Annotated in this window: 22 protein-coding genes and 1 tRNA gene; 14 read left to right on the top strand and 9 right to left on the bottom strand. The window is 66.7% G+C overall.

The window, feature by feature from the left end:
* Positions 1-173 precede the first annotated feature (173 nt).
* The 4 genes from ACE5C1_RS16335 to ACE5C1_RS16320 all read left to right on the top strand — a co-directional run bounded on the left by ACE5C1_RS16335 (position 174) and on the right by ACE5C1_RS16320 (position 4,487).
* Positions 174-821, top strand: a complete 648-nt coding sequence (locus ACE5C1_RS16335; protein WP_374945131.1) for a Tim44/TimA family putative adaptor protein — start codon at positions 174-176, stop codon at positions 819-821.
* Positions 822-913: 92 nt separating this feature from the next.
* Positions 914-2,092, top strand: coding sequence for a murein transglycosylase A (locus ACE5C1_RS16330; protein WP_374945184.1), 1,179 nt, complete (start codon positions 914-916; stop codon positions 2,090-2,092).
* Positions 2,064-2,600 carry a Smr/MutS family protein gene (locus tag ACE5C1_RS16325; RefSeq protein WP_374945130.1) on the top strand — a complete coding sequence of 179 codons (537 nt, stop codon included), beginning with the start codon at positions 2,064-2,066 and terminating at the stop codon, positions 2,598-2,600. Before ACE5C1_RS16330 ends, ACE5C1_RS16325 begins: the two co-directional genes overlap by 29 nt.
* A 195-nt stretch (positions 2,601-2,795) precedes the next feature.
* Positions 2,796-4,487, top strand: a complete 1,692-nt coding sequence (locus ACE5C1_RS16320) for a putative bifunctional diguanylate cyclase/phosphodiesterase (protein WP_374945129.1) — start codon at positions 2,796-2,798, stop codon at positions 4,485-4,487.
* Here the strand turns inward: ACE5C1_RS16320 and dapE are convergent.
* Entirely contained in the window at positions 4,454-5,581 is a 1,128-nt protein-coding gene (gene dapE / locus ACE5C1_RS16315) for a succinyl-diaminopimelate desuccinylase (protein WP_374945128.1), read from the bottom strand. The genes ACE5C1_RS16320 and dapE overlap by 34 nt on opposite strands.
* An 11-nt stretch (positions 5,582-5,592) precedes the next feature.
* Here dapE and ACE5C1_RS16310 point away from each other — a divergent pair, with 11 nt between their 5' ends.
* A complete protein-coding gene (locus ACE5C1_RS16310) occupies positions 5,593-6,054 on the top strand; it encodes a cupin domain-containing protein (protein ID WP_374945127.1) in 462 nt (153 codons plus the stop codon).
* Here the strand turns inward: ACE5C1_RS16310 and ACE5C1_RS16305 are convergent.
* From ACE5C1_RS16305 to ACE5C1_RS16275, 7 genes are all read right to left on the bottom strand, one after another.
* The gene (locus tag ACE5C1_RS16305; protein WP_374945126.1) at positions 6,051-6,716 is read right to left on the bottom strand and encodes a glutathione S-transferase family protein; all 666 of its coding nucleotides are present in this window, start codon (positions 6,714-6,716) and stop codon (positions 6,051-6,053) included. The two genes, ACE5C1_RS16310 and ACE5C1_RS16305, sit on opposite strands and share 4 nt — an antisense overlap.
* 41 nt (positions 6,717-6,757) lie before the next feature.
* A complete protein-coding gene (gene yihA, locus ACE5C1_RS16300; RefSeq protein ID WP_374945125.1) occupies positions 6,758-7,399 on the bottom strand; it encodes a ribosome biogenesis GTP-binding protein YihA/YsxC in 642 nt (213 codons plus the stop codon).
* Positions 7,396-9,144, bottom strand: coding sequence for a membrane protein insertase YidC (yidC, locus tag ACE5C1_RS16295; protein ID WP_374945124.1), 1,749 nt, complete (start codon positions 9,142-9,144; stop codon positions 7,396-7,398). The genes yihA and yidC overlap by 4 nt, the downstream gene beginning before the upstream one ends.
* Positions 9,141-9,374: a membrane protein insertion efficiency factor YidD gene (gene yidD, locus ACE5C1_RS16290; protein ID WP_374945183.1), complete on the bottom strand. Its 234-nt coding sequence runs from the start codon at positions 9,372-9,374 to the stop codon at positions 9,141-9,143. The genes yidC and yidD overlap by 4 nt, the downstream gene beginning before the upstream one ends.
* 2 nt (positions 9,375-9,376) lie before the next feature.
* Positions 9,377-9,700, bottom strand: a complete 324-nt coding sequence (gene rnpA, locus ACE5C1_RS16285; protein WP_374945182.1) for a ribonuclease P protein component — start codon at positions 9,698-9,700, stop codon at positions 9,377-9,379.
* Between the two features lie 5 nt (positions 9,701-9,705).
* Entirely contained in the window at positions 9,706-9,840 is a 135-nt protein-coding gene (rpmH, locus tag ACE5C1_RS16280) for a 50S ribosomal protein L34 (protein WP_374945181.1), read from the bottom strand.
* Between the two features lie 98 nt (positions 9,841-9,938).
* Entirely contained in the window at positions 9,939-10,190 is a 252-nt protein-coding gene (locus tag ACE5C1_RS16275) for a hypothetical protein (RefSeq protein WP_374945123.1), read from the bottom strand.
* 129 nt (positions 10,191-10,319) lie between these two features.
* On the opposite strand from ACE5C1_RS16275, the gene ACE5C1_RS16270 reads away from it, so the two are divergent.
* The 4 genes from ACE5C1_RS16270 to ACE5C1_RS16255 all read left to right on the top strand — a co-directional run bounded on the left by ACE5C1_RS16270 (position 10,320) and on the right by ACE5C1_RS16255 (position 15,591).
* A complete protein-coding gene (locus ACE5C1_RS16270) occupies positions 10,320-11,828 on the top strand; it encodes a YifB family Mg chelatase-like AAA ATPase (RefSeq protein ID WP_374945122.1) in 1,509 nt (502 codons plus the stop codon).
* Between the two features lie 19 nt (positions 11,829-11,847).
* On the top strand, positions 11,848-12,381 hold the full coding sequence (locus ACE5C1_RS16265; RefSeq protein ID WP_374945121.1) for a DUF805 domain-containing protein: 534 nt from the start codon (positions 11,848-11,850) through the stop codon (positions 12,379-12,381).
* Positions 12,382-12,428: 47 nt separating this feature from the next.
* Positions 12,429-12,513: transfer RNA gene (locus ACE5C1_RS16260), tRNA-Leu, on the top strand.
* 360 nt (positions 12,514-12,873) lie between these two features.
* Positions 12,874-15,591, top strand: a complete 2,718-nt coding sequence (locus tag ACE5C1_RS16255) for a VCBS domain-containing protein (protein ID WP_374945120.1) — start codon at positions 12,874-12,876, stop codon at positions 15,589-15,591.
* A 52-nt stretch (positions 15,592-15,643) separates the two neighbouring features.
* Here ACE5C1_RS16255 and ACE5C1_RS16250 read toward each other — a convergent pair whose 3' ends face one another.
* A complete protein-coding gene (locus tag ACE5C1_RS16250; protein WP_374945119.1) occupies positions 15,644-16,804 on the bottom strand; it encodes a hypothetical protein in 1,161 nt (386 codons plus the stop codon).
* A 473-nt stretch (positions 16,805-17,277) separates the two neighbouring features.
* Between ACE5C1_RS16250 and ACE5C1_RS16245 the strand changes: the two genes are divergently transcribed.
* The 5 genes from ACE5C1_RS16245 to ACE5C1_RS16225 all read left to right on the top strand — a co-directional run bounded on the left by ACE5C1_RS16245 (position 17,278) and on the right by ACE5C1_RS16225 (position 21,982).
* Positions 17,278-18,498, top strand: a complete 1,221-nt coding sequence (locus ACE5C1_RS16245) for an ImpA family type VI secretion system protein (protein WP_374945118.1) — start codon at positions 17,278-17,280, stop codon at positions 18,496-18,498.
* 82 nt (positions 18,499-18,580) lie between these two features.
* A complete protein-coding gene (tssB, locus tag ACE5C1_RS16240; protein WP_374945117.1) occupies positions 18,581-19,090 on the top strand; it encodes a type VI secretion system contractile sheath small subunit in 510 nt (169 codons plus the stop codon).
* A 22-nt stretch (positions 19,091-19,112) separates the two neighbouring features.
* Positions 19,113-20,612 (top strand): type VI secretion system contractile sheath large subunit, encoded by a 1,500-nt coding sequence (tssC, locus tag ACE5C1_RS16235; RefSeq protein WP_374945116.1) that lies wholly within the window; start codon positions 19,113-19,115, stop codon positions 20,610-20,612.
* Between the two features lie 73 nt (positions 20,613-20,685).
* Positions 20,686-21,183: an Hcp family type VI secretion system effector gene (locus ACE5C1_RS16230; protein ID WP_374945115.1), complete on the top strand. Its 498-nt coding sequence runs from the start codon at positions 20,686-20,688 to the stop codon at positions 21,181-21,183.
* 19 nt (positions 21,184-21,202) lie between these two features.
* Positions 21,203-21,982, top strand: coding sequence for a type VI secretion system accessory protein TagJ (locus ACE5C1_RS16225; protein ID WP_374945114.1), 780 nt, complete (start codon positions 21,203-21,205; stop codon positions 21,980-21,982).
* The last annotated feature ends 13 nt before the right edge of the window (positions 21,983-21,995 follow it).

Here is a 21,995-nt window from a genome sequence, read left to right as displayed (position 1 = left end):
GTCCTTAGCGAGCGTATGGAAAAGGATAGGGGAGCAAAGCCGCCAAGCGGGCGTTGATCCGATGGGCGATGCGACTAGCAGCGGCGATGCGACCTTTCAACGGCCTGCGCGGCCTTGCGGATTTGTAACGCAGGGCAAAGCGGCCTATATCGCCGAATTGGATCGGAGGCGCGGTGTTCTACGTCATTCTTCTCGCGATGATCGCTGGCTTCCTTGCCTTGCGGCTTTACAGCGTGCTCGGCAAGCGGACGGGGCACGAGCAGCAGCCGCTGCCGCGCGCCGCAGAGGATCGCCCCGTGCCGGTCACCTTGCCGCGAACGATGGACGCGACGCCTGATGTGCGCGAAGTTGCTGAACGCAACATCGAACCTCGTGCCGAAGCGGGACTCCGCTCGATCGTCGCGGGCGAGCCGGGGTTCGACGTCGGCCAGTTCCTGGCGGGCGCGCAGGCGGCGTACCGGATGACGCTGGAAGCATTCTGGAAAGGCGACGAGGACGCGCTGGTCGAACTGGTCGAGGACGACGTCCATGCCAGCTTCGCCGAGGCAGTCGCCGCGCGCAACGCAGCGGGCGAAACGTTGGACAACCGGCTGGTGACGATCGAGCGCGCGGTGATCGCCGATGCACATCTATCGGGCCGTGATGCGCGGATCACCGTGCGCTTCGATGCCGACATCGCCGCGATCACGCGCGATGCCGAAGGCGCCGTGATTGCCGGATCGATGACCGATGCGGTCGAGACCCACGATGTCTGGACCTTCGCGCGGACGCTGCGCGCGGGCGATCCGAACTGGAAGCTTGCGGACACCGACGAGGCGTGATCCGCGGATTTGCGGTCGTTGTACTGGCGCTGGGTGTCGCGGCGTGCGGTGGCCGGATCGTGCCGCCGTCCAGCGGGCCGAGCGCGACGCAGATGGGTCGTGCTAGGATCGTGCCCCCGGCACGCATTGTGCCGTCCACGCCGATCGGGGCAGTTGCGGCGACCGCCAAACCCGGTTCGGCGACCGCCGCTGCGGCAGGGCTGAGCGCGGGTCCGGCGATCGCGTCATTGCCGATTACCGAGGAGCAGGCAGAGGCTGCGCGGGCCGCCTTTGTCGCAACGTGCCCCGCGCTTGTGAAACGCGCCGATCTCTCAGGGATCGACGCCGATTGGCGACCGACGTGCGATGCGGCGCTTGGCGTTCGGGCGGGGCAAGCACGCCAATTCCTGGCGCGCGCATTCGAAGCGGTGCAGGTCGGCGACGGACGCGCATTCGCGACCGGCTATTACGAGCCCGAGATCGCGGGATCGCGGGTGCGCGCACCGGGCTACGACGTGCCGATCTATGCCCGCCCGTCTGATCTGGTCGACATCGACCTTGGGCAATTCTCGGGCGATCTGAAGGGCAAGCGGCTGCGTGGCCGGGTCCAGGGCGGAACGCTGGTGCCCTATCCCGACCGTGCGTCGATCGAGGACGGCGCCATCGAGGGGCGCGCACGGGTGATCGCCTGGGCCGCGGATCCGGTCGAGATCTTCTTTCTCCAGATCCAGGGATCGGGGCGGTTGCGGCTGCCCGACGGGTCGATCCTGCGGATCGGCTACGACAACCAGAACGGCCGCGATTACACCGGCATCGGCAGCCTGATGCGCCAGCGCGGATTGCTCGCCGCCGGGCAGGCGTCGATGCAGGGCATCGTCGCGTGGCTGCACGCGCACCCCGACGAAGGCCGCGCGCTGATGCGCGAGAACCGCAGCTTCGTGTTCTTCCGCGAGCTTGCCGGCGCTCCGATCGGCGCGCTGGGGCAACCGGTGACCGGGCGAGTCAGCGCAGCGGCGGACGCCAAGTTCGTTCCGCTCGGCGCGCCGGTGTTCCTGTCGCTCGATCGTGCCGATGCGAGCGGACTCTGGGTGACGCAGGATACCGGCGGGGCGATCAAAGGCGCCAATCGCTTCGATACCTTCTGGGGCGCTGGCGAAACGGCGGCGGCGACCGCAGGCGGCATGTCCGCGCATGGCACCGCGTTTCTGCTGCTGCCCGTGGGGACGCTTGATCGTCTTGGCGCACGATTGCAGGGGAGCGCGGATGGCGGGACGATCGCTCCACCCCGATGAGGCGCAGCTCTGGGCTCGGGTGATGGCAAGCGTGAGGCCGCTCCGCCCCGTTGCAGTGCCCAAACGAGCAGCCCCGACACCGCCCGCGCCAGTGGCGCCGCCTGCGCAGACCACGCTTAAATCCTTACCCTCCAGGCAATTGCCGACATCACGACCCGTTCCTGGCGTCACGCTCGACGGAGGGTGGGACCGGCGACTCACGCGCGGCGCGGTGCAACCCGATGCGTCGCTCGACCTTCACGGCCACACCCTGGCATCGGCGCATGCGTTGCTGGATGCAGGGCTCGACCGGGCCATCGCGCGCGGCGACCGGGTGTTGCTGCTGGTGACCGGCAAGCCGCCGCGCGCCGAGAGTGAGCGTCCGCACGCGCGCGGCGCGATACGCGCGGCGGTCGCGGACTGGCTGGCCGTGTCGCGGCATGCCGGGGCGATCGCCGCAGTGCGCGGCGCCCACCCGCGACACGGTGGTACCGGCGCGCTCTACATCGTCCTGCGCCGGACCCGCTGACGACTTGCTTGCGCGTTGCATGGTAATTGCATCCGATCCGGCGACGATACTTTGAAGGCGATCGACGAATTGTAAGAATATGCATCGCGATCGCTGCCGGACCTTTGACGTGGTTCACAAACATTAACCAATGGCCGTTACTCCCAAGCCAGCGACGACACGCTCGCTTTGCTGCCAGGGAGAGGCGTTTATCCGATGATCGACGGCGCCACTCTCAGGAGCCGGGGATTGGTGTTCGCGCTGGCGGCCGGCGCAATTGCCTTTGTTCTGGCGGTGCTCGCCACATGGAGCGGGCACGTCGATATCGCAAACGCAACGGCTGCGCTGATCCCGGCGATCGTCTGTGCATTGTTCTGCTGGGCTGCGGCCGAGCGCGCCGTGGCGGGTACGGCGGCGGCCATCGATTCGGCCATCGCCCGACTGATCGACGCAGCCGACGGCGATCTCGCCAGCCCGATTCCTGCCGACGTCGGCGCCTCGGTGCCGTTGCTGTCCACTACAATGGCAAGCCTGTTCGATCAGCTGTCGGTCAACCTCGCCGATGTCGAGCGGCTGGCGATGTACGACAGCGTCACCGGCTTACCCAATCGCGCCTTCTTTCGCCGGACCTGCGAGCAGGCTTTGGCCGCGATGATGCCGGAGATGCCGGGGACGCTGCTGTTCATCGACCTGGATCGATTCAAAGCGGTGAACGACACCCGCGGCCATGCCGCGGGGGATATGCTGTTGGCGCAGGTCGCGCAGCGGCTGCGGGTTGCGGCTGAAAGCGCGGCGGCGCTCTATATGAGCGCCGCGCCGCTGGTGGGGAGGCTCGCGGGCGATGAATTCACGATCTTCTTACCCGGCCTGCCCGATGCGGCGGCGGGCGTGGTCGCCCGCGATGTGCTGGCGACGCTGGTCAGGCCGTTCGACATCGGCGGCGCGCAGGCGTGCGTCGGTGCGTCGATCGGCATCGCCAATCGCGCGAGCGGGACGACAACGCTGACCGAGCTGATGAAGGCGGCGGATGTCGCGATGTACCATGCCAAGGAACAGGGCAGGGGCCGCGCCGAGGCGTTCACGCCGATGCTCGCCTCGGCACTCGCGACTCGCGACCGGATCGATGCCGACCTGCGTTCCGCGATCGACGCGCGCGAGTTCGCGCTGGTGTTCCAGCCGCAGGTGTCGGCTCGCGACGATCAGGTGGTCGCCGCGGAGGCGTTGCTGCGCTGGCGGCATCCGGTGGAGGGCGTCAAGCACGCCGCGAGTTTCATCGCGCGTGCCGAGGACAATGGCCTGATCGTCGAGATCGGCCAATGGGAGGTTGCCGAGATCGCGCGGACGATCGCGCTTTGGGCGCGGCGGGGCGCGACTCACCGGCTGGGGGTGAACGTCGGTGCGCGCCAGCTCGACCACGCCGGCTTCATCGCCGAACTGCGCGGGGCGATGCGCGAGGCGGGTGCGCCGCCGGCACTCCTGGAATTGGAGATCGGGGAGACGCTGGCCATGCATTGCAGCGACTCCGCGCTCGCGAGCATCGCCGCCTTGCGCGCCGAGGGGGCACGCGTGGCCATCGACGATTTCGGCACAGGCTATTCGAACATCGCGCGGCTGCGCGACCTCCCGATCGACCGCATCAAGCTCGACCGCAGCATCGTCGAGCACGTCGCGGCGCGGCGCGAGGCACGGACGGTGGCGCATGCCGCGATCGGGCTGATCCACGCGCTCGGCTGCGAGGCGGTGGCATCGGGGATCGAACGGCCGGCGCAGGCCGAGGTCTTGCGGGTCATCGGCTGCGACACGCTGCAGGGCCACGGCATCGCCGAACCGATGGACGGCGCCGTGCTGCTCGATTGGATCGATGCACGCAGGGCTCAGCCGCAGGCGCGCGCGATGATGGCCCCATAGATCGCGGCGAGCGCGCGCAGATCGTCGACCGCCACGGCTTCGTCGCACTGGTGCATCGTCGCGTTGACCAGCCCGAACTCGACCGTCGGGCACAGCCGCGACAGGAAGCGTGCGTCGGATGTGCCGCCGGTGGTCGACAGATCGGGCTCGATCCCGGTTACGTCGTGGATCGCGTCGGCAACGAGCTGCGAGAGCGCGCCGGGCGGCGTCAGGAATGCTTCGCCCGAGACCTTGGCGGTGACCTTCGCGCCGGGTGCGTGCGATTGCACCACGGCGGCAATCCGCTCGACCAGCGCATCGCCACGCTGTTCGTCGTTGAAGCGGATGCTGATCCGCGCCGACGCCTTCGCCGGGACGACGTTGGCCGCGGGATTGCCCACGTTGAGGTCGGTGATCTCGACGTTCGAGGGCTGGAACCAGGCATTGCCATGATCGAGGACGATGGCCTGGATCGCTGACAATGCCGCGACCAGCCGCGGGATCGGATTATTGGCCAGGTGCGGGTAGGCGACGTGGCCCTGCTTGCCCGGCACGTCGATCCAGATGTTGACCGATCCGCGACGGCCGATCTTCACCGTATCGCCCAGCCGCGCGACCGAGGTCGGCTCGCCGACGAGGCACAGGTCGGGCTTCACGCCGAGCTCGGCCATGCGCTCGATCAGCCGCGGCGTGCCGTAGGTGGCGGGCCCTTCCTCGTCGCCGGTGATGATGAGGCTGAGCGTGCCGGGCGTCGCTCCGGCGGCGGCGGCGAAGGCGGCGATCGCGCCCTTCATGTCCACCGCGCCGCGGCCGTACAGCAGGTCGCCGTGCACCGCGCCGCTCCACGGGGACCCACTCCAGCCGTCGCCCGGCGGGACGACATCGAGGTGGCCGGCGAACGCCAGATGGCGGCCGATGCCGGCGCGCACTGCCAGCAGATTCTCGACGGGGCCTTCGGGTGCGTCGCCTTCGACAAAGCGTTCGATCATAAAGCCTAAGGGTAGCAACGCAGCTTCGAGAACGTCGAACGCCGCACCGCGCGCAGGCGTGACGCTTTCGGCGCGAATCAGCGTCTGGGCGAGCGCAAGCGGGTCGATTATGGTCGCGTTCGTCACAGGAGGGTCCCTTGCCAAAGCTCGAACTCGACGCGCTGCCGCTCACCAACCGGACCGGCTATCCCGCGCCGTTCGACGATGCGGTGCAGGGTCGATGGTATCGCAGGCTGGGTCCGCCAAGCGGTCTCACCGACTTCGGGGTGAGCCACGTGACGCTGAAGCCTGGCGCGTGGTCGTCGCAGCGGCACTGGCACAACGGCGAGGACGAGTTTCTGGTCGTTGTGGCGGGCGAGGCGGTGCTGGTCGACGACGCGGGCGAGCATGGCCTCGTGCCCGGCGATTGCGCGGCTTTTCCCAAAGCAGACGGCAATGGCCACCATCTCCAGAACCGGAGCGAGAGCGATTGCGTTTTCGTCGTGGTGAGCGCGGGCACGCCGCTGGGCGGCAGCTATTCCGATATCGACATGTCCTTCACCGCCGATGGGCGCTACACGCGTAGCGACGGAAGCGACTACGACGCCCACCGGGTCTAGGCGCCCGCAGGCTGCTCGTATTGCTGGATGACCCAGTCTTCCTCATGCGCGCCCGCGATCCAGTCCTGCATCCAGCGGTGCTGGAGGACCGCGTCGATGTACGGCGCGGCGAAGCGGGCGATCGGCAGTTGATAGGTGACGATGCGGGTGCAGACGGGCGCGAACATGATGTCCGCGGCGCCGAAGTCCCCGAAAAGAAAATCGCCTTCGCCGCCCCAACGCGCGCGCGCCTGAGCCCAGAGCTCCATGATGCGCCCGAGTTCAGCGAGGACGTCGTCGTCCGGTTGCACGCGGTCGAATATCTGGCGGACGTTCATGCTGTGCTTGCGGCGCAGGTTTTGGAAGCTCGAATGCATCTCCGCTGCCATCGACCGCGCCATCGCACGCGCCGCGTCGTCGGCGGGCCAGAAGCGATCGCGCCCGACCTTGTCGGCCAGATAGTCGACGATCGCCAGGCTGTCCCACACCACCGCTTCGCCGTCCCACAGGATCGGCACCTTGCCCGACGACGGCGCGAACTCGTCGCCTTCGCGTCGCTTGTCCCATTCGGCGTCGTAGAGCGGCACGACGACCTCCTCGAACGGCAGCCCCGACTGCTTGCAAGCGAGCCAGCCGCGGAGCGACCAGGAGGAATAGGCCTTGTTGCCGATGATGAGCTTCATGCGCGGGGGCGTATCGCGTGCGTGCCCCGGGGGCAACCGGTTCAGCCGATCGCTTCGACCACAGCTGCGCGCAACTCGGGAATGCCGAGGCCACCCTCGCTCGACGTCGCGATGATGTCCGGATGCGCCGCGGCCCGCTTGCGGGCTTCGTCCTGGGTCGCCTGGGTCACCGCGGTGAGATCGGTGGCCTTTATCTTGTCGGCCTTGGTGAGCACCAGGCGATAGCTGACCGCAGCCTTGTCGAGCATGTCCATGATCTCGCGGTCGACATCCTTGATGCCGTGGCGCGAATCGATCAGCACCAGCGCGCGCTTCAGGACATCGCGGCCGCGCAGGAAATCGTTGACCAGATGGCGCCACTGGCGGACCATGTCCTTGGGAGCCTTGGCAAAACCGTAGCCGGGCATGTCGACGAGGCGAAATGCGAGCGGCTCGCCGACATCGAAGAAGTTCAGCTCTTGCGTGCGCCCCGGCGTGTTCGACGTTCGCGCCAGTGCGTTGCGGTTGGCGAGCGCGTTGAGCAGCGACGACTTGCCGACGTTGGAGCGGCCCGCGAACGCCACCTCCGGCACGATTGCGCCGGGCAGATGTTCGAGCGCCGGAGCGGACTTGAGGAACGTGATCGGGCCGGCGAAAGTCTTCCGTGCTGCCTCCAACTGGTCCGCGTCGAATGCGTCGGTCATTTGGCGGGTGCTGCGGCGAGTTCTGGATGCCGCGCGTAGAGCAGTCGCTGCTGGAGGATCGCGAGGCAATTCGAGGTGATCCAATAGACCTGCAACCCGACCGCGAACGGGGCCATGACGAACATCAGCACCCACGGCAGGATCGCGAACACCTGACGCTGGGTCTCGTCCATCACCTGCGGATTGAGCTTGAACTGGAAGTACATCGAGATGCCCAGCACGATGGGTACCACGCCGATCGCCAGGAAGTGCGGCGGGGTGAACGCCAGCAGGCCGAACAGATTGACCGGGGTCAGCGGATCGGGCGCAGACAGGTCCTTGATCCACCCGACGAACGGCTGGTGCCGCATCTCGATCGTCAGCATCAGCACCTTGTAGAGTGCATAGAAGATCGGGATCTGGAGCAGCGTGGGCAGGCAGCCCGCGAGCGGGTTGACCTTTTCCGCCTTGTACAGCGCCATCACCTCCTGCTGCTGCTTGACCTTGTCGTCCTTGTAGCGCTCCTGCAGCGCCTTCATCTTGGGCTGGACGCTGCGCATCTTGGCCATCGACGCGAACTGGCGCTGCGCGATCGGGAACATCAGGCCGCGGATGGTGACGGTCAGAAGAATGATCGCCACGCCGAAATTGCCGACCATCCGGAACAGCCAGTCGAGATAGGTGAAGATCGGTTTCTCGACGATCTCGAACCATCCCCAGTCGATCGCGCGGCCGAGCAGCGGGATGCCTGCGGCCTCATACCGGTCGAGTGTCTTGACCTCCTTGGCGCCCGCGAACACGCGGGTGGTCGTGTTGAGCACCTTGCCCGGAGCGATCGTGCGCGGCTGCTGCGCGACGTCGGCCTGGAAAACGGTGCCGTTGGCGCCACGGAAACCCGAATGGACCTGCGCCGACTGGTCGGGAGCGAGTGCGGCCAGCCAGTATTTGTCGGCGAACCCAAGCCAGCCGCCGCGCGCATCGAAGTAATTGTCGCCCGGCTTGGACGCGTTGCCGAACACGCGCGCGAAGACGCCGGACTGGTTGCCCTCCAGATTGGCATAGTCGATGTGGTAGTTGGCGCCGTTGTCGAACACCCCGATCGGGCCGACGTGGTTGGTCCAGCTGGTCGCGTCCTTCGACACGCCGGTGCGCGAGAGCAGGGCGTAGGGGCGGACGGTCACCGGCGCGGCGCCGCCGTTGCCGACGCTCTGCCGCACCGTGAACAGGAACTTGTCGTCGACCGCGATCCTGAGCGCGAAGCGCAGCCCCTGCGGGCTGGTCCACGACAGCGTGACCGGGCGTGCCGGGGTCAGAACGGGGGCGTCGACGGTGAACACGGTGTCGGCGCCCGGCGCCGTGACAGCGTCGCCCGACCAGCCGAACCCGGCGAAATACGCGTCCGGCGCGCCCGAAGGCGACAGCAAGCGGATCGGCGGAGAGTTCTTTGCGATCGTTTCCTTGTAGGTGGTCAGCACCAGATCGTCGATCCGGCCACCCTTCAGGTTGATCGAGCCCGCGAGCGACGGCGTCGCGATGCGGACGCGCGGGGTCTCGCGCAGCACGACCTGGCGGTCGCGGATCGCGGTGGGGGTGGTCGAGACCGCACCGGCCTCGGGCTTGGGCAGGACCTTGGTCTTGCCATCCTCGATCCTGGTCACCGGCGGGTTCGCGGTCGGAAAGAAGCGCTGCTGGACGAGCGGGAACCCGAACAGGATGAGCGCCGCGATCACCGCGAAGAGGACGAAATTGCGACGGTCTTCGGTCAAGTGTCTTGCCCCAGCATGTCAGGTACGGGATCGTAGCCGTGGCCGCCCCAGGGATGGCACCGCGCGATCCGCCGCACGGCGAGCCAGCCCCCCTTTGCCGCGCCATAGCGGCGCAGCGCGGTGATTGCATAGGCGGAACAGGACGGCGAGTAGCGGCAGGTCGGTGGCAGGATCGCCGACGGGCCCACTTGCCACGCGCGCGCGACGAGAATGAACAGGCGCGCCGCCAGGGTCACCGCGGTGAAGAAACCTTGCGCAGCGCCTTGGCGAGTTCGCTTCGCATCGTCGCGAAGTCGCGCTCGATGCCGCCATTGCGGCCGATCAGCACATGGTCTGCGCCGGCGATACCGCCACTCGGCAACACCTCGCGCGCCAACGCGCGCAGCCGGCGCTTCATCCGGTTGCGGACGACCGCATTGCCGATCTTCTTGGTGACGGTGAAGCCGACGCGGATCGTATCTTCGCCATCTTCGCGCACACGCACCAGCAGGACGAACCCCGGCATCGGCGCGCGCTTGCCCGCATTCGCCGCAAGGAAGTCCTTGCGACGCGCGATGGTCGTCAGGCCGACAGCTTGGCGCGTCCGCGGTTCCGGCGCGCCCGGATCACCGAGCGGCCGCCGACCGTCGCCATTCGCGAGCGGAAGCCGTGGCGGCGGGCGCGAACCAGGTTGCTCGGCTGAAAGGTCCGCTTCATGACTCATTCCCCAAATTCTAAACTGAAAGAGTATTCTGAAATAGAAGACGGCCGCCACGGGGACGGCCTTGCTGGACGAGCGCCTAAGCGAGGGACGCTCACAAGTCAACGCGCGCGGCGTCGCGTTCGCGCCGTCGGAGTGCGCTCGGGCGGCGCATCACGCGGTCGAGCAGCGCACCGATCTTCGGGAAGCGTCGCTTGGCGCGCGCGAAGCGCACCCGTGCGTAATGCGAGTTGCGCAGCACCAGAACCAGCCCGCCTGCGAAGAGAAAGGTCGCGGCCGGGCCGGGCAGCGGCGCGGTGATCGGCGCCACGACCATCAACGCCACGCCCGCGACGAGCTGGGTCATGCGAGCGGCGGGGGATCGTGGCATGACGCGCATGTGGCTCCGGTGTGTTAGGATTGCAAGACGCCGCGGCGTCACGGTTCACAGCGTTGCGAAAGCCGCTATGAACGAGGCGTTACGGGGGGGAAGTGCATGGCGGCGATCGTGTCCACGGTGGCGTATCTGGGGCTGGAGGCGCGGGGCGTGGAGGTGCAGGTGCAGCTGATCCCAGGGCTGCCGGCGTTCAACGTCGTCGGGCTCGGCGACAAGGCGGTGGGGGAAAGTCGCGAGCGGGTTAGGGGCGCGATCGCGGCGATGGGGCTGGCGCTCCCCCCCAAACGCATCGCGGTGAACCTGTCGCCCGCCGATCTGCCCAAGGAGGGATCGCATTTCGACCTGCCGATCGCGCTCGCGCTGCTCGGCGCGATGGGGGTGGTCGATGTCGAAACGCTGGCCGATTACGTCGTTGTCGGCGAGCTCGGGCTCGATGCGCGGATCGCGCCTTCGCCCGGCGTGCTGCTCGCGGCGCTGCACGCAAGCGCCGAGGGCAAGGGGCTGGTCTGTCCCGCGGCGCAGGGGTCCGAGGCGGCGTGGGCGGGGTCGATCGAGGTCGTCGCGGCGCCCGATCTGCTGGCGCTCATCAACCATTTCAAGGGCCACGGCCTGCTCCGCGCGCCTGAGCCGGGGGATACCGAAGACGTGGTCCACGGCCCCGACCTGCGCCAGGTGCGCGGGCAGGAGACCGCCAAGCGCGCGCTGGAGATCGCGGCGGCGGGCGGGCACAATTTGCTGATGTGCGGGCCGCCGGGTGCGGGCAAGTCGCTGATGGCGTCGTGCCTGCCAGGCATCCTGCCGCCGCTCGATGCGTCGGAGGCGCTGGAGGTGTCGATGGTCCAGTCGGTCGCGGGCACGCTGACCGGCGGACGGCTGACGCGGCGGCGGCCGTTCCGCAGCCCGCACCATTCGGCGTCGATGGCGGCGTTGACCGGCGGTGGGCTGAAGGTGAAACCGGGCGAGGTCAGCCTGGCGCATCTGGGCGTGCTGTTCCTCGACGAATTGCCCGAATTCAACCGCGCGGTGCTCGATTCGCTGCGCCAGCCGCTGGAGACCGGCACCGTCAGCGTGGCGCGTGCCAACGCGCATGTCACCTTTCCGGCGCGGGTGCAGTTGATCGCGGCGATGAACCCGTGCCGGTGCGGGCATCTCGGCGATGCAGCGCTGGCGTGCGCGCGGGCGCCAAGGTGTGCGGCGGATTACCAGGCCAAGGTGTCGGGACCGCTGCTCGACCGCATCGACCTCCACGTCGACGTGGCGGCGGTGAGTGCCGCCGATCTGGTGCTGCCGCCGCCGGTGGAGGGTTCCGCCGACGTCGCGGCACGGGTGGCGGCGGCGCGCGGCGTCCAGACCCGGCGCTATCGCGACACCCCGGCGCGAACCAACGCGGAGGCCGACGGACTGTTGCTCGATGCGGTCGCGACGCCCGACGAGCCGGGGCGCAAGCTGCTGGCCCAGGCGGCGGAGGCGATGCGGCTGACCGCACGCGGCTACACCCGCATCCTGCGCGTCGCGCGCACGATCGCGGATCTCGCGGAGGCCGAGAACGTCGGGCGAATCCATGTCGCCGAGGCGCTGAGCTACCGGCGCCAACCGCCGCGCAACTGAATGATGAAAGGGAAGAACGATGCATTGGATGGTCCTGCCGCTGAAGCGATATGCGCAGTTCAAGGGGCGCTCGCGCCGCAAGGAGTTCTGGATGTGGGCGCTTTTCATCATCGTTGCGACGCTGGCCTTGTCGTTCCTTGATTCGGTGCTCGGGCTGGGCGGCAGGACCGTGATCGGCCGCCCCGCCGGCGCCACGGTGGGTGCCGGGTTCCACACCAGTGGTGGAGTCTTGACCGGCTTGTTTGCGCTGGCGATGTTCGTCCCCAATCTCGCCGTCCAGGTGCGCCGCTTGCACGACACCGACCGTAGCGGTTGGTGGTTGCTGCTTCCGGTGGGGTTGTACCTGGCCGGAGTGCTGGTCCTGCTGGCGGGGGTCGCGAGCGCGGGCACGTCGGTCACGCTGGCCGGCGCCGTCCTCAGCTTCGCGGGTTTGATCGCGGCGGTCGTGCTGTTCGTGTTCTTCTGCTTGGACGGCACCCCTGGGTTCAACCGCTTCGGCGCCGATCCAAAGGATCCGGCGGGCGCCGTCGATCTTGGCGACGTCTTCGCCTGACCCGGTTGCGTGACGCGCGCGCCCGGCTATAAGCCGGGCCGTCACGTGCGGGCGTGGTGAAATTGGTAGACGCGCGGGACTCAAAATCCCGTTCCGCAAGGAGTGTCGGTTCGAGCCCGACCGCCCGCACCAGCATGTTGCGGCAGTTCTTTCGCAGCATCTGCCCGACGTTTCGGGGTAAACCGTTGAGCTCCGGTTCTGCCGCCGCGACGCGGCGATTGATGGTTAGACGCGCCGAAGACTTCTGCAACATCAACGTGTTGCTGTTGGGTTAACGATGTTGTCTGTGCAGTCGCCGATATTTGCTGGAACTTGCGTCGTGCCAAAGCTGGACGGTGCCTGCTACACCTGCGTTGCGAATCGTTTAATGGTTCCTTTACCCGATTGCGCGGGGGGCCTGGATCGGTCGGCACATCGTTCGTCGGCGCCTTCGCCGATAACGGCGATCGCCGCACCGCTCCCGGCCGCGCGTATCATGCGGGGGAACAGCACATGCCGATTCAAGCGACGGGAAGCGGAACCACCAACGGCACCGCCGGCAACGACACGATCTTCGGCACCGCGGGCGCCGACAATATCTATGGCGGCGCAGGCGACGACATCATCTTCGGCTACGATGGCGCCGATAACGTCCGCGGCACCGCGGGGTTCGATACGCTGTATGGCGGCGCGGGCAACGACCAGCTCGACGGCGGCACCGACGACGACATCATGTACGGCGGCACCGGCAACGACACCTATGTCGTCGATTCGATCCGTGACCAGGTGTTCGAGCTGGACGGCGAAGGCACCGAGGACCACGTCAAAGCGAGCATCTCCTACACACTGGGCGATACGCTGGAGAATCTGACGCTGACCGGTATGCAGAACCTGACCGGCACCGGCAATGCGTCGGGCAACGACATCCACGGCAATGCCGGCGACAATCTGCTCTTCGGCCTCGGCGGCAACGACGGCCTGCTCGGCGGACTCGGCAACGACGTACTCGCCGGCGGCGCGGGCGACGATTACCTGCTCGGCGAAGGCGGCGCGGACTGTTTCGACTTCGATGTGGGCGACGTCGCCGCGATCAGCGCCAGCGATTTCATCGCCGACCTGAACTTCGCCGAGCATGACGAGATCTGCCTCGACGGCTACGGCACCGACGGCGGCGACCTGACGCTGCGCAGCTATGCCGATATCGGCACGTTCCTGAAAGAGCATCCCGAGGCCAGCGTCGCGCATTCGCTGAAGGGCGACAATGCGGTGCTGACGATCGTGCGTCCCGACGGCCACGTCCAGTCGATCAACATCGGCGACGCCAGCGGGCAGGGATCGTCGTGGGTGCAGATTCAGCCGTTCCTGCCGCCCGTCGCCGGTGCCGACAGCGCGACGACGGGGGAGAACAGCCAGGTCGCGATCGACGTGCTCGCCAACGACACCGGCCCATCGCCCCTGACGCTGACCGGGGCTGCGGCCCCCGCAGGGCAGGGCAGCGCGGTCGTCGACGGCGGCCTGATCCGCTTCGATCCAGGCACCGACTTCGACTATCTGCCCGCCGGGCAGAGCGCGGTCGTGGTGCTGACCTATACGGTCGAAACCCCCTTCGGCCGCACCGCGACGGGCACCGTCGCGGTCACCGTCGTCGGCGCGAACGATGCCGCGATCATCGGCGGCGTCAGCACGGGCGCGGTCGTCGAGGATGGGCAACAGACCGCGGCCGGCAAGCTGACGGTCGACGATGTCGATGTCGGCGAAGCGTCGTTCCAGGCGGGTACGATCGCGGGCAGCTACGGCGCGCTGGCGCTCGCAGCCGACGGCACGTGGACATACACCCTCAACAACGCCGCGGCACAGTCGCTTGCCGGCGGACAGGTGGTGAACGACGCGATCACGGTGAAGTCGGCCGACGGCACGTCCAAGGTCGTGAGCGTGGCGGTGACCGGTACCAACGACCTGGCGACGATCGGCGGCACCGCCATCGGCGCCGTCGTCGAGGACGGGCAGCAGACCGCGACCGGCAAGCTGACGATCGCCGACGCGGACGCGGGCGAGGCTTCGTTCCGCAGCGGCACCGTTGCGGGCTCCTATGGCGCGCTGGCGATCGCCGCCGATGGCACCTGGAAATACACGCTCGACAATGCCGCGGTGCAGTTCCTGAAAACCGGCGAGACGCGCACCGATACGGTGGTGATCAAGAGCGCCGACGGTACGGCCAAGTCGATCGCGGTGACGATCAAGGGCACCAACGACGCCGCGGTGATCGGCGGTTGCGACACCGGGTCGGTGACCGAGGATTGCGACTTCCTGGCCGCGGGCAAGCTGACCATCCGCGATGCCGACACCGGCGGCTGCGACAATTTTGCGAGTGGCATCTACAAGGGCACCTATGGCTATGTGCTGCTCACGTCGGATGGCGGCTGGGTGTATCTGCTCAACAATTTCAGCGACAAGCTCGATACGCTGAACGAAGGCCAGCACGCATTCGACACGATCACGATCAAGGCTGGGGACGGCACCACTCACGCGATCAGCGTGACCGTCAACGGGCAGAACGAATGTCCGACCCTGGCCAATGCCTTCGGCGGCACCGGCGACGTGAACGACAACGACGGGTTCAAGGCCGGCGCGGTCACCTTCGCGTCGCTGTCGTCGGGCGCGCTAAGCAATGCCAACGTGGCTTACGGCACCACCGGCGGCGACACGTTCGACGGCAAGGCGGGCGCGGACACGCTGTACGGATGGGCAGGGAACGACTGCCTGACCGGCGGCGCGGGCGACGACAAGCTCTTCGGCGGAACGGGTACCGACACCTTGTGGGGCGGCACCGACAACGACACGCTGTTCGGCGGTTCGGGGGCGGACACGCTGTACGGCGAAGCAGGCAACGACGTGCTGGTCGGCGGCTTCGGCGCGGACCGGCTGACCGGTGGCGCGGGAGCCGACACGTTCCGCTTCGTCGACGCCCGCGACACCGGCGATACGATCACCGACTTCACCCACGGTGCGGACAAGATCGATTTGTCGCACCTGAAGGTGGGATCGGCCGAGCACGATTTCGACGCGCCGGTCAACGCGACGCGGTTCAGCGCCGGCCACGACCTGATCTGGTATTACGAGGGCGGCAATACTGTCGTGCTCGGCAACACCGACGGCAACCCGAACACCGCCGAATTCGTGCTGACGCTGAACGGCCGGGTCGACCTCGGCGCGGGCGACTTCATCCTCTGACAAGCCCTGAGCGAGGCTCCCGACCAACCCGGTCGCGGAGCCTCGTTCGACGTCACCGCGCCATCTGCCCCAGCCGGTTGTGCGACTGGATGGAATTGGGCGTCGGCTGCGGCCCCTTGGGCGCCGGCACCATCAATTGCAGCAGCGACGTGGCGGCGACCGTGTTCAACGCCTCGATCACGTTGCACTTCTCGTCGTCGACGAAATCCATCATTACGATGTTGGGCATGAACGCCTTCATCCGTCCGCCCAGCGCGCCGCCGCTGGTCTGCGCGAGACGCATGGCGCTGTCGATCTCGTTGCCGAAACGGTGCGTGATCGACGCCTCCAGCCCGGATTTCCAGGTTTTCTGCAGCGAGGCGATGTTGGTCTCGGTCCACATCGACGCGTTGCGCGCCTGGATATTTCCGAGCAGGCCCGTCGTCGTCCAGTACATCATCCCGAGCACGTCCATGTGCGTGGCCGCGCCGGCGTTGAGAGTCTCGGCCTGCTTGCGCGTGTTCTTGTCGACCTTGTCCGTGCTGGAGAACTTGCCGAAATATTGCAGACCGTAATAGCCCGGTTCGTAGCCCTTGCTCCGGCCGGTCTTCTTGTCGAACAATGCCTTGACGAACAGGATGCCGTGCGGACTGCCGCGCTGCGCGGTGATGACCGGGGTCAGCTCCTTGCGCGCTTCCTCGTCGAACACGGTGATGACCTTGCCGGCGAGCTGGCGAACGAGCTTGTTGTTGAGGTTGCCGCCATCCTTGTAATGCGCGGTGCCCAGCCGCGCGACGCAGGCCTCGGCGACACTTGGCCAATTGTTGCATTTGGAGAATTTGAGAATCAGGAACTCGGTTTCGTTGGCTTCGACGAAGGCCTTCGCCTGGTCGAGCATCTCGTCGAGCCCGCCGCCCCAGCCGCCGGCATGGCCGACGTTCTGATAGGATTTGATGCTGCCCTGATTCTTGACCGAGTGATTGACCACCAGCTTGCCGTCGAGGTGATAGGCCTTGTTCTGGTACACCGTCTGGCCGCCCACATTTGCCTTGTAGGCCGCGATCCGCAGGTCGAAGAAGCGGCATCCGGCGTTCGCCTGTTCGCCGATGTCGAGCGATTGCGTCTGCACGTTGGCGCTGTTCTGCGTATACACTCCGGCATCGTGTGCACCCGGGATGACGACTTCGCTCAGCCGCCGATTGCGATAGGGCATCAGATACGTACGTCCGGGCATGATAAAGCGCTCCTGATTGCGGATGGGAGGCGCGCGCAGCTTGGCGGAGCGCCGGTCGGTACGAAAACTCCAACGTGCCGATTCGAAGCGACCGGACCAGCGGTATCAAGCAGGACGGACCGGCCACGCCACGATCTCGCATGATCCCCCGTTTCGATCGGCCGGCGCGATGCTATACTCTCTGTCTTTATGTCGCAATACTGCCGAACAGAACAGTATTGCGGACAAAACAACAGTTTATCGAAGATGTGACGATAACGTCACCATTGCAGGCTCCTGCTTGACGAAACGCCAAGGCGCGTCTCTACTGTGCTGGTCGGCGACTCACCGCAAGGTGTGCAGGTCGGCAGCGCGGCGGTGGCCTCGGTATCGTTGGGGATGCCGGGCGATCACGCCGGGGCGGGGATCGATGTCAAGTCATTATCTGACCTTAACGCCGAACGACGGACGCGCGGACGCGGATGGGCGCCGCAATGGCGCGAGCGGACGGTAGCGCACGGGTGCTCGACTACGACAGCCTGATCCAGCCCTTCGACGAGGCGCAGCCGTGCGGGCCGGACCTGCGCGGCGATCCCGAATTCCGCGACATCGAGGATGCGCCGGGCGATTTCGCCAACCAGAAGGCACCCGAGCTCGCGCAGGTCGTCGCGCGCTGCGACGCGTTCCTGCAACGCACCAAGGATCAGGCGCCCGCGATCGTGGCGTTGCAGGCGGCGTTGCGGATCGGCGATCTTGCGCTGGCGACCGCGGCATTGCAGCTTATCAAGGGCTATGCCGAGGAGTATTGGGAGGATTTCCACCCCGGCCCCGCCGAAGAGATGGCGATCGCGCGGATCAACGAACTGTCGGCGCTGGCGCGGCCGGCGGCGATGACGCTGCCGCTCCAGCGGCTGTCGATCGCCCAGATGCCCGCGCCCTCGCTGCAGGGCTTCACCGCATCGATGATCGCCCAGGCGTGCGAGCCGACCCCAGAATGGAGCTCGGCCGACGAGACCGCGCTGGCCAAGCAGGTCGAGACCGGGCAGATGAGCGCGACGCAGGCACGCGCGTTCCGCCCCACACGCGAAGGCGCGCGGACGCTGCGCCTCATCATGCGCGTGTTGTCGCCCGCGGCGCGCGCCGCCGATGACGCGGCCAATGTCGGCAACGACGACACCGGATTGGATCCCGCCACCCTCGACACGCTCGCACTCGGGCTGCGCGACCAGGTTCAAGCGGCGCACGACGCGCTCCAGGCGATGTCCGATCTCCTCTACGAGATCAACGAGATCTACGACCGCCGGGCGGGCGACAGCGCGAGCCTGGGGCCGGTGCTGAACGTCATCAAGACGATCGTCGGCGATTCGACCAGGTTCCTGGCGCTGTTCAAGATCGAGGAAGTGGTCGCGGATGCCGACGAAGACGCGGCGGACGGCGACGACGAGTCCGGCGAAGGCGCGGCGGGCGGCGAGGGCGGTAGATCGGTGCGCGCCAAGGGTTTCGTCGTGACAACGCCACAGTCGCGCGCCGACGTGCTGGCGGCGATGGATGCAATCATGCGCTTCTACGTCGAACGCGAGCCGACCAGCCCCGTGCCGCTGATGTTCCAGCGCGTCCGGCAGTGGGTCGAGATGGATTTTCTACAGTTGTTGAACGAGATCGCACCACAAGGGCTTGGCGAAGCGACAAAGCTATTGGCAACGCCGACCGAATGACGCATAGTTGGTCGGTAAGAGTCGGGGTTTTTCATCCAGTTTCAGCCGGGTGTTTTATTACACACCCGATAGGGGGATATTGATGGCACAGGACGGCCAGAAGTTCATCAAGCGCAACCGTTCGCCGCGTGTTCATATCGAATACGAGGTTCAGACCTACGGGTCGGTCGAGAAGATTTCGCTTCCTTTCGTGATGGGCGTCCTGGCCGATCTGTCGGGCAAGTCCGAAAAGGAGAAGAAGTCGATGGCGGAGCGCGACTTCGTCAACGTCGACATGGACAATTTCGGCGACTTCCAGAAGAGCATCGCGCCGCGCGCCGCCTTCTACGTCGACAACACCTTGACCGGCGAAGGCAAGCTGGCGGTCGATCTGACCTTCAACAAGATGGATGATTTTACGCCCGGCGGGGTCGCCAAGCAATTGCCCGCGACCGCCAAGCTGCTCGACGCGCGCCAGCAACTGACGGACCTGCTCGCGTACATGGACGGCAAGGACAAGGCGGAGGGGGTGATCGATCAGCTCCTCAAGAACCCCGACCTGCTGACCTCGCTCGCCGCCGAATCCAAGGCGCGCGCGGGCAGCGACGCCTAACCCCAGTTTGCAGGACGCGATCATGGCAACCAATCCGAACACCGCGACCGAAACCCAGACGGGCGTCGCGACAGAAGAGATTACCGTCGACGATTTCTCGGCGCTACTGCAGAAGGAGTTCAAGCCGCGCAGCGACGAGGCCAAGGGCCGCGTCGAACTGGCGGTGCGCACGCTGGCCGAGCAGGCGCTCGCCGGATCGAGCGTCATGCCCGGCGACGTGCTCGGCACGATCGATAGCATGATATCGGAACTCGACCGCAAGCTGACCGAGCAGGTGAACCTGGTCATCCACCACGAGGAGTTCCAGGCGCTCGAAAGCGCGTGGCGCGGTCTCCAGTATACGGTGATGAACACCGAGACGTCGACCGACCTGAAGATCAAGGTCATGAACACGACCAAGGATGAGCTGCGCAAGATGTTCAGCAGCTACCGTGGCGCCGCCTGGGACCAGAGCCCGCTGTTCAAGAAGGTGTACGAGGCCGAATTCGGCCAGCTCGGCGGCCAGCCCTACGGCTGCCTCGTCGGCGACTATTACTTCAGCCAGCAGCCGGGCGACGTCGAGGTGCTCGAGGGCATGGCGAAGGTCGCCAGTGCGGCGCACGCGCCGTTCATCTCGGGGACGTCGCCGGTCCTGTTCGGGATGGACGACTGGCAGGAACTGTCGAAACCGCGCGATCTCGCCAAGATCTTCGACACCCCCGAATATGCGGCGTGGCGCTCGCTGCGCGCCAAGGACGATGCCCGGTATCTGGCGCTGACGATGCCGCGCGTGCTGGCGCGGCAGCCCTACGGCGCCAAGTGCGAGCCGGTCGAGGAATTCGCGTTCGAGGAGGATACCGCGGGTGACCACGACAAATATTCGTGGATGAACGCGGCGCACGCGATGGCGGTGCGGATCAACGCGGCGTACAAGGAATTCGGCTGGTGCACGCGCATCCGCGGGGTTCAGTCGGGCGGTACGGTCGAGGGGTTACCGACCGCGATGTTCCCGACCGACGATGGCGACACGGCGGTCAAATGCCCGACCGAGATCGCGATCAGCGATCGGCGCGAAGGCGAATTGTCGGCGGCGGGGCTGATCGGCCTGATCCACCGCAAGAACACCGATCAGGCGACCTTCATCGGCGGCCAGACATTGCACATTCCCAAGGAGTATGTCGACAAGGGCGCGACCGCGAACGCGCGCCTGTCTGCGCGCCTCCCCTATCTGTTCACCAGCACGCGCTTCGCGCATTACCTGAAGTGCATGGTGCGCGACTGGGTCGGCGGCACGCCCAGCGCCAAGCAACTCGAGCAGCGGCTGAACACGTGGATCGGGCAGTATATCGACGGCATGCCCGACATGTCGTCGGAAGCGACCAAGGCGCGCAAGCCGCTGAAGGGCGCGCAGATCGCGTTGACGGAAGACGAGGAAAACCCCGGCTATTACCAGGCCAAGTTCGAGTTCGTGCCGCATTTCCAGATGGAAGGCATGGACATCAGCCTCAGCATGACGTCGTCGCTGCGTCCGGCGGCGGGTTGATCGGGCGGACCGACCGCGACGTCTGAATTGTTCGTTTGCGTCATTCAACAACAATCACAGCAGGAGATAGGTTATGGCAGTCGACATGTTCATTCGCATCGGCGCGAAGGACGAAGTCAAGGGCGAGTCGCTCGATACGACCCACGCGGGAGAGATCGACGTCCTCGCGTGGTCGTGGGGCATGAGCCAGTCGGGAACGACGCACATGGGCGGCGGTGGCGGCGCCGGTAAGGTCAACGTCCAGGACCTGTCGCTCACGAAGTACGTCGATGCCTCCTCGGCGAAGCTGCAGCTCGCCTGCGCCAGCGGCAAGCATTATGGCGAAGCGGTCCTGACCGTCCGCAAGGCCGGCGAGAATCCGATCGAATATATCGTCATCACCATGAAGGAGCTGATCATCACGTCGGTCAGCACAGGCGGTTCGGGCGGTGAAGACCGGTTGACCGAGAACGTCACGCTGAACTTTGCGGAAGTGGCGTTCAAATATACCGGGCAGAAGCCGGACGGCACGGCCGAGAGCACGCCTCAGGAATATTCCTGGGACATCGCGTCGAACGTAAAGGGCGCCTGACAGCGACGGAGTACGGCAGATGGATGCCCAATCACTTCTACGATCGGGCGACATCGCCGGTGCCCGCAGCGCGCTCGCGGGGGAGCTTCGCCGCTCCCCCGCGGACGTCAACCTCCGCCAGTTTTTCTGGCAGTTGCTCGCCGTCGCCGGCGAGTGGGACAAGGCCGAGCAGCAGCTGCGCACGCTCGCACTCGCCGAGCCCAAGGCGATGATGATGGGTGGCGTCTACAACCAGGTGCTAGGTGCGATGAAGACCCGCGCCGCGGTGATGGCGGGGACGACGCGCGGCACGTCGCTGGTCGGCAGCGAGCCGTGGGTCGAGGCGCTCCTCGATGCGCTCCAGGCCTCCGGGCAGGGTGGCGGCGATGCCGCGGACCTGTCCGAGGCCGCGCTGGCCGATGCGCCTGCCACGGCGGGAACGATGGACGGCGAAGCATTTGCGTGGATCGCCGACGCCGACCTGCGCTTCGGGCCGATGCTGGAGGCGGTGATCGGCGAACATTACGGGTTCGTGCCCTTTGCCGCATGCAAGCGGCTGAAGGTGTCGGAGCCGGTCGACCTGCGCGATACCGTATGGCTGCCGGTCGAGATCGAGACGAAATCGGGACAGACGTCGATGGCGTTCGTCCCCGTCCTGTATCCCGGCACCGAGCGGACCGGAGACAACGAGCTGATGCTCGCACGGCGCACCGACTGGGTCGAGCAGGGTGGCGCGGAGGTCGGACTCGGCCAGCGTCTCATCACCAGCGATGGCCCCGAGAACGGCATATTGGCGCTTCGCGACATCCGGCTGGGCTGATCGCCCGATGACG

This window comes from Sphingomonas sp. (genome assembly GCF_964263785.1).
Lineage (GTDB): Bacteria > Pseudomonadota > Alphaproteobacteria > Sphingomonadales > Sphingomonadaceae > Sphingomonas.
The sequence above is the reverse complement of the archived record's forward strand: the minus strand, read 5'-3'. Positions and strand labels throughout refer to the sequence as shown.

Bases quoted from the DNA above. Each gene is read 5' to 3' on its own strand.
- ACE5C1_RS16305 (WP_374945126.1), bottom strand. From the start codon at position 6,716: ATGAAGCTCATCATCGGCAACAAGGCCTATTCCTCCTGGTCGCTCCGC.
- tssB (WP_374945117.1), top strand. From the start codon at position 18,581: ATGGCACAGGACGGCCAGAAGTTCATCAAGCGCAACCGTTCGCCGCGT.
- ACE5C1_RS16265 (WP_374945121.1), top strand. From the start codon at position 11,848: ATGCATTGGATGGTCCTGCCGCTGAAGCGATATGCGCAGTTCAAGGGG.
- ACE5C1_RS16330 (WP_374945184.1), top strand. From the start codon at position 914: ATGGGTCGTGCTAGGATCGTGCCCCCGGCACGCATTGTGCCGTCCACG.
- ACE5C1_RS16320 (WP_374945129.1), top strand. From the start codon at position 2,796: ATGATCGACGGCGCCACTCTCAGGAGCCGGGGATTGGTGTTCGCGCTG.
- ACE5C1_RS16255 (WP_374945120.1), top strand. From the start codon at position 12,874: ATGCCGATTCAAGCGACGGGAAGCGGAACCACCAACGGCACCGCCGGC.
- ACE5C1_RS16275 (WP_374945123.1), bottom strand. From the start codon at position 10,190: ATGACCCAGCTCGTCGCGGGCGTGGCGTTGATGGTCGTGGCGCCGATC.
- ACE5C1_RS16245 (WP_374945118.1), top strand. From the start codon at position 17,278: ATGGCGCGAGCGGACGGTAGCGCACGGGTGCTCGACTACGACAGCCTG.
- ACE5C1_RS16230 (WP_374945115.1), top strand. From the start codon at position 20,686: ATGGCAGTCGACATGTTCATTCGCATCGGCGCGAAGGACGAAGTCAAG.
- yihA (WP_374945125.1), bottom strand. From the start codon at position 7,399: ATGACCGACGCATTCGACGCGGACCAGTTGGAGGCAGCACGGAAGACT.
- ACE5C1_RS16250 (WP_374945119.1), bottom strand. From the start codon at position 16,804: ATGCCCGGACGTACGTATCTGATGCCCTATCGCAATCGGCGGCTGAGC.
- tssC (WP_374945116.1), top strand. From the start codon at position 19,113: ATGGCAACCAATCCGAACACCGCGACCGAAACCCAGACGGGCGTCGCG.
- ACE5C1_RS16225 (WP_374945114.1), top strand. From the start codon at position 21,203: ATGGATGCCCAATCACTTCTACGATCGGGCGACATCGCCGGTGCCCGC.
- ACE5C1_RS16270 (WP_374945122.1), top strand. From the start codon at position 10,320: ATGGCGGCGATCGTGTCCACGGTGGCGTATCTGGGGCTGGAGGCGCGG.
- rpmH (WP_374945181.1), bottom strand. From the start codon at position 9,840: ATGAAGCGGACCTTTCAGCCGAGCAACCTGGTTCGCGCCCGCCGCCAC.
- ACE5C1_RS16325 (WP_374945130.1), top strand. From the start codon at position 2,064: ATGGCGGGACGATCGCTCCACCCCGATGAGGCGCAGCTCTGGGCTCGG.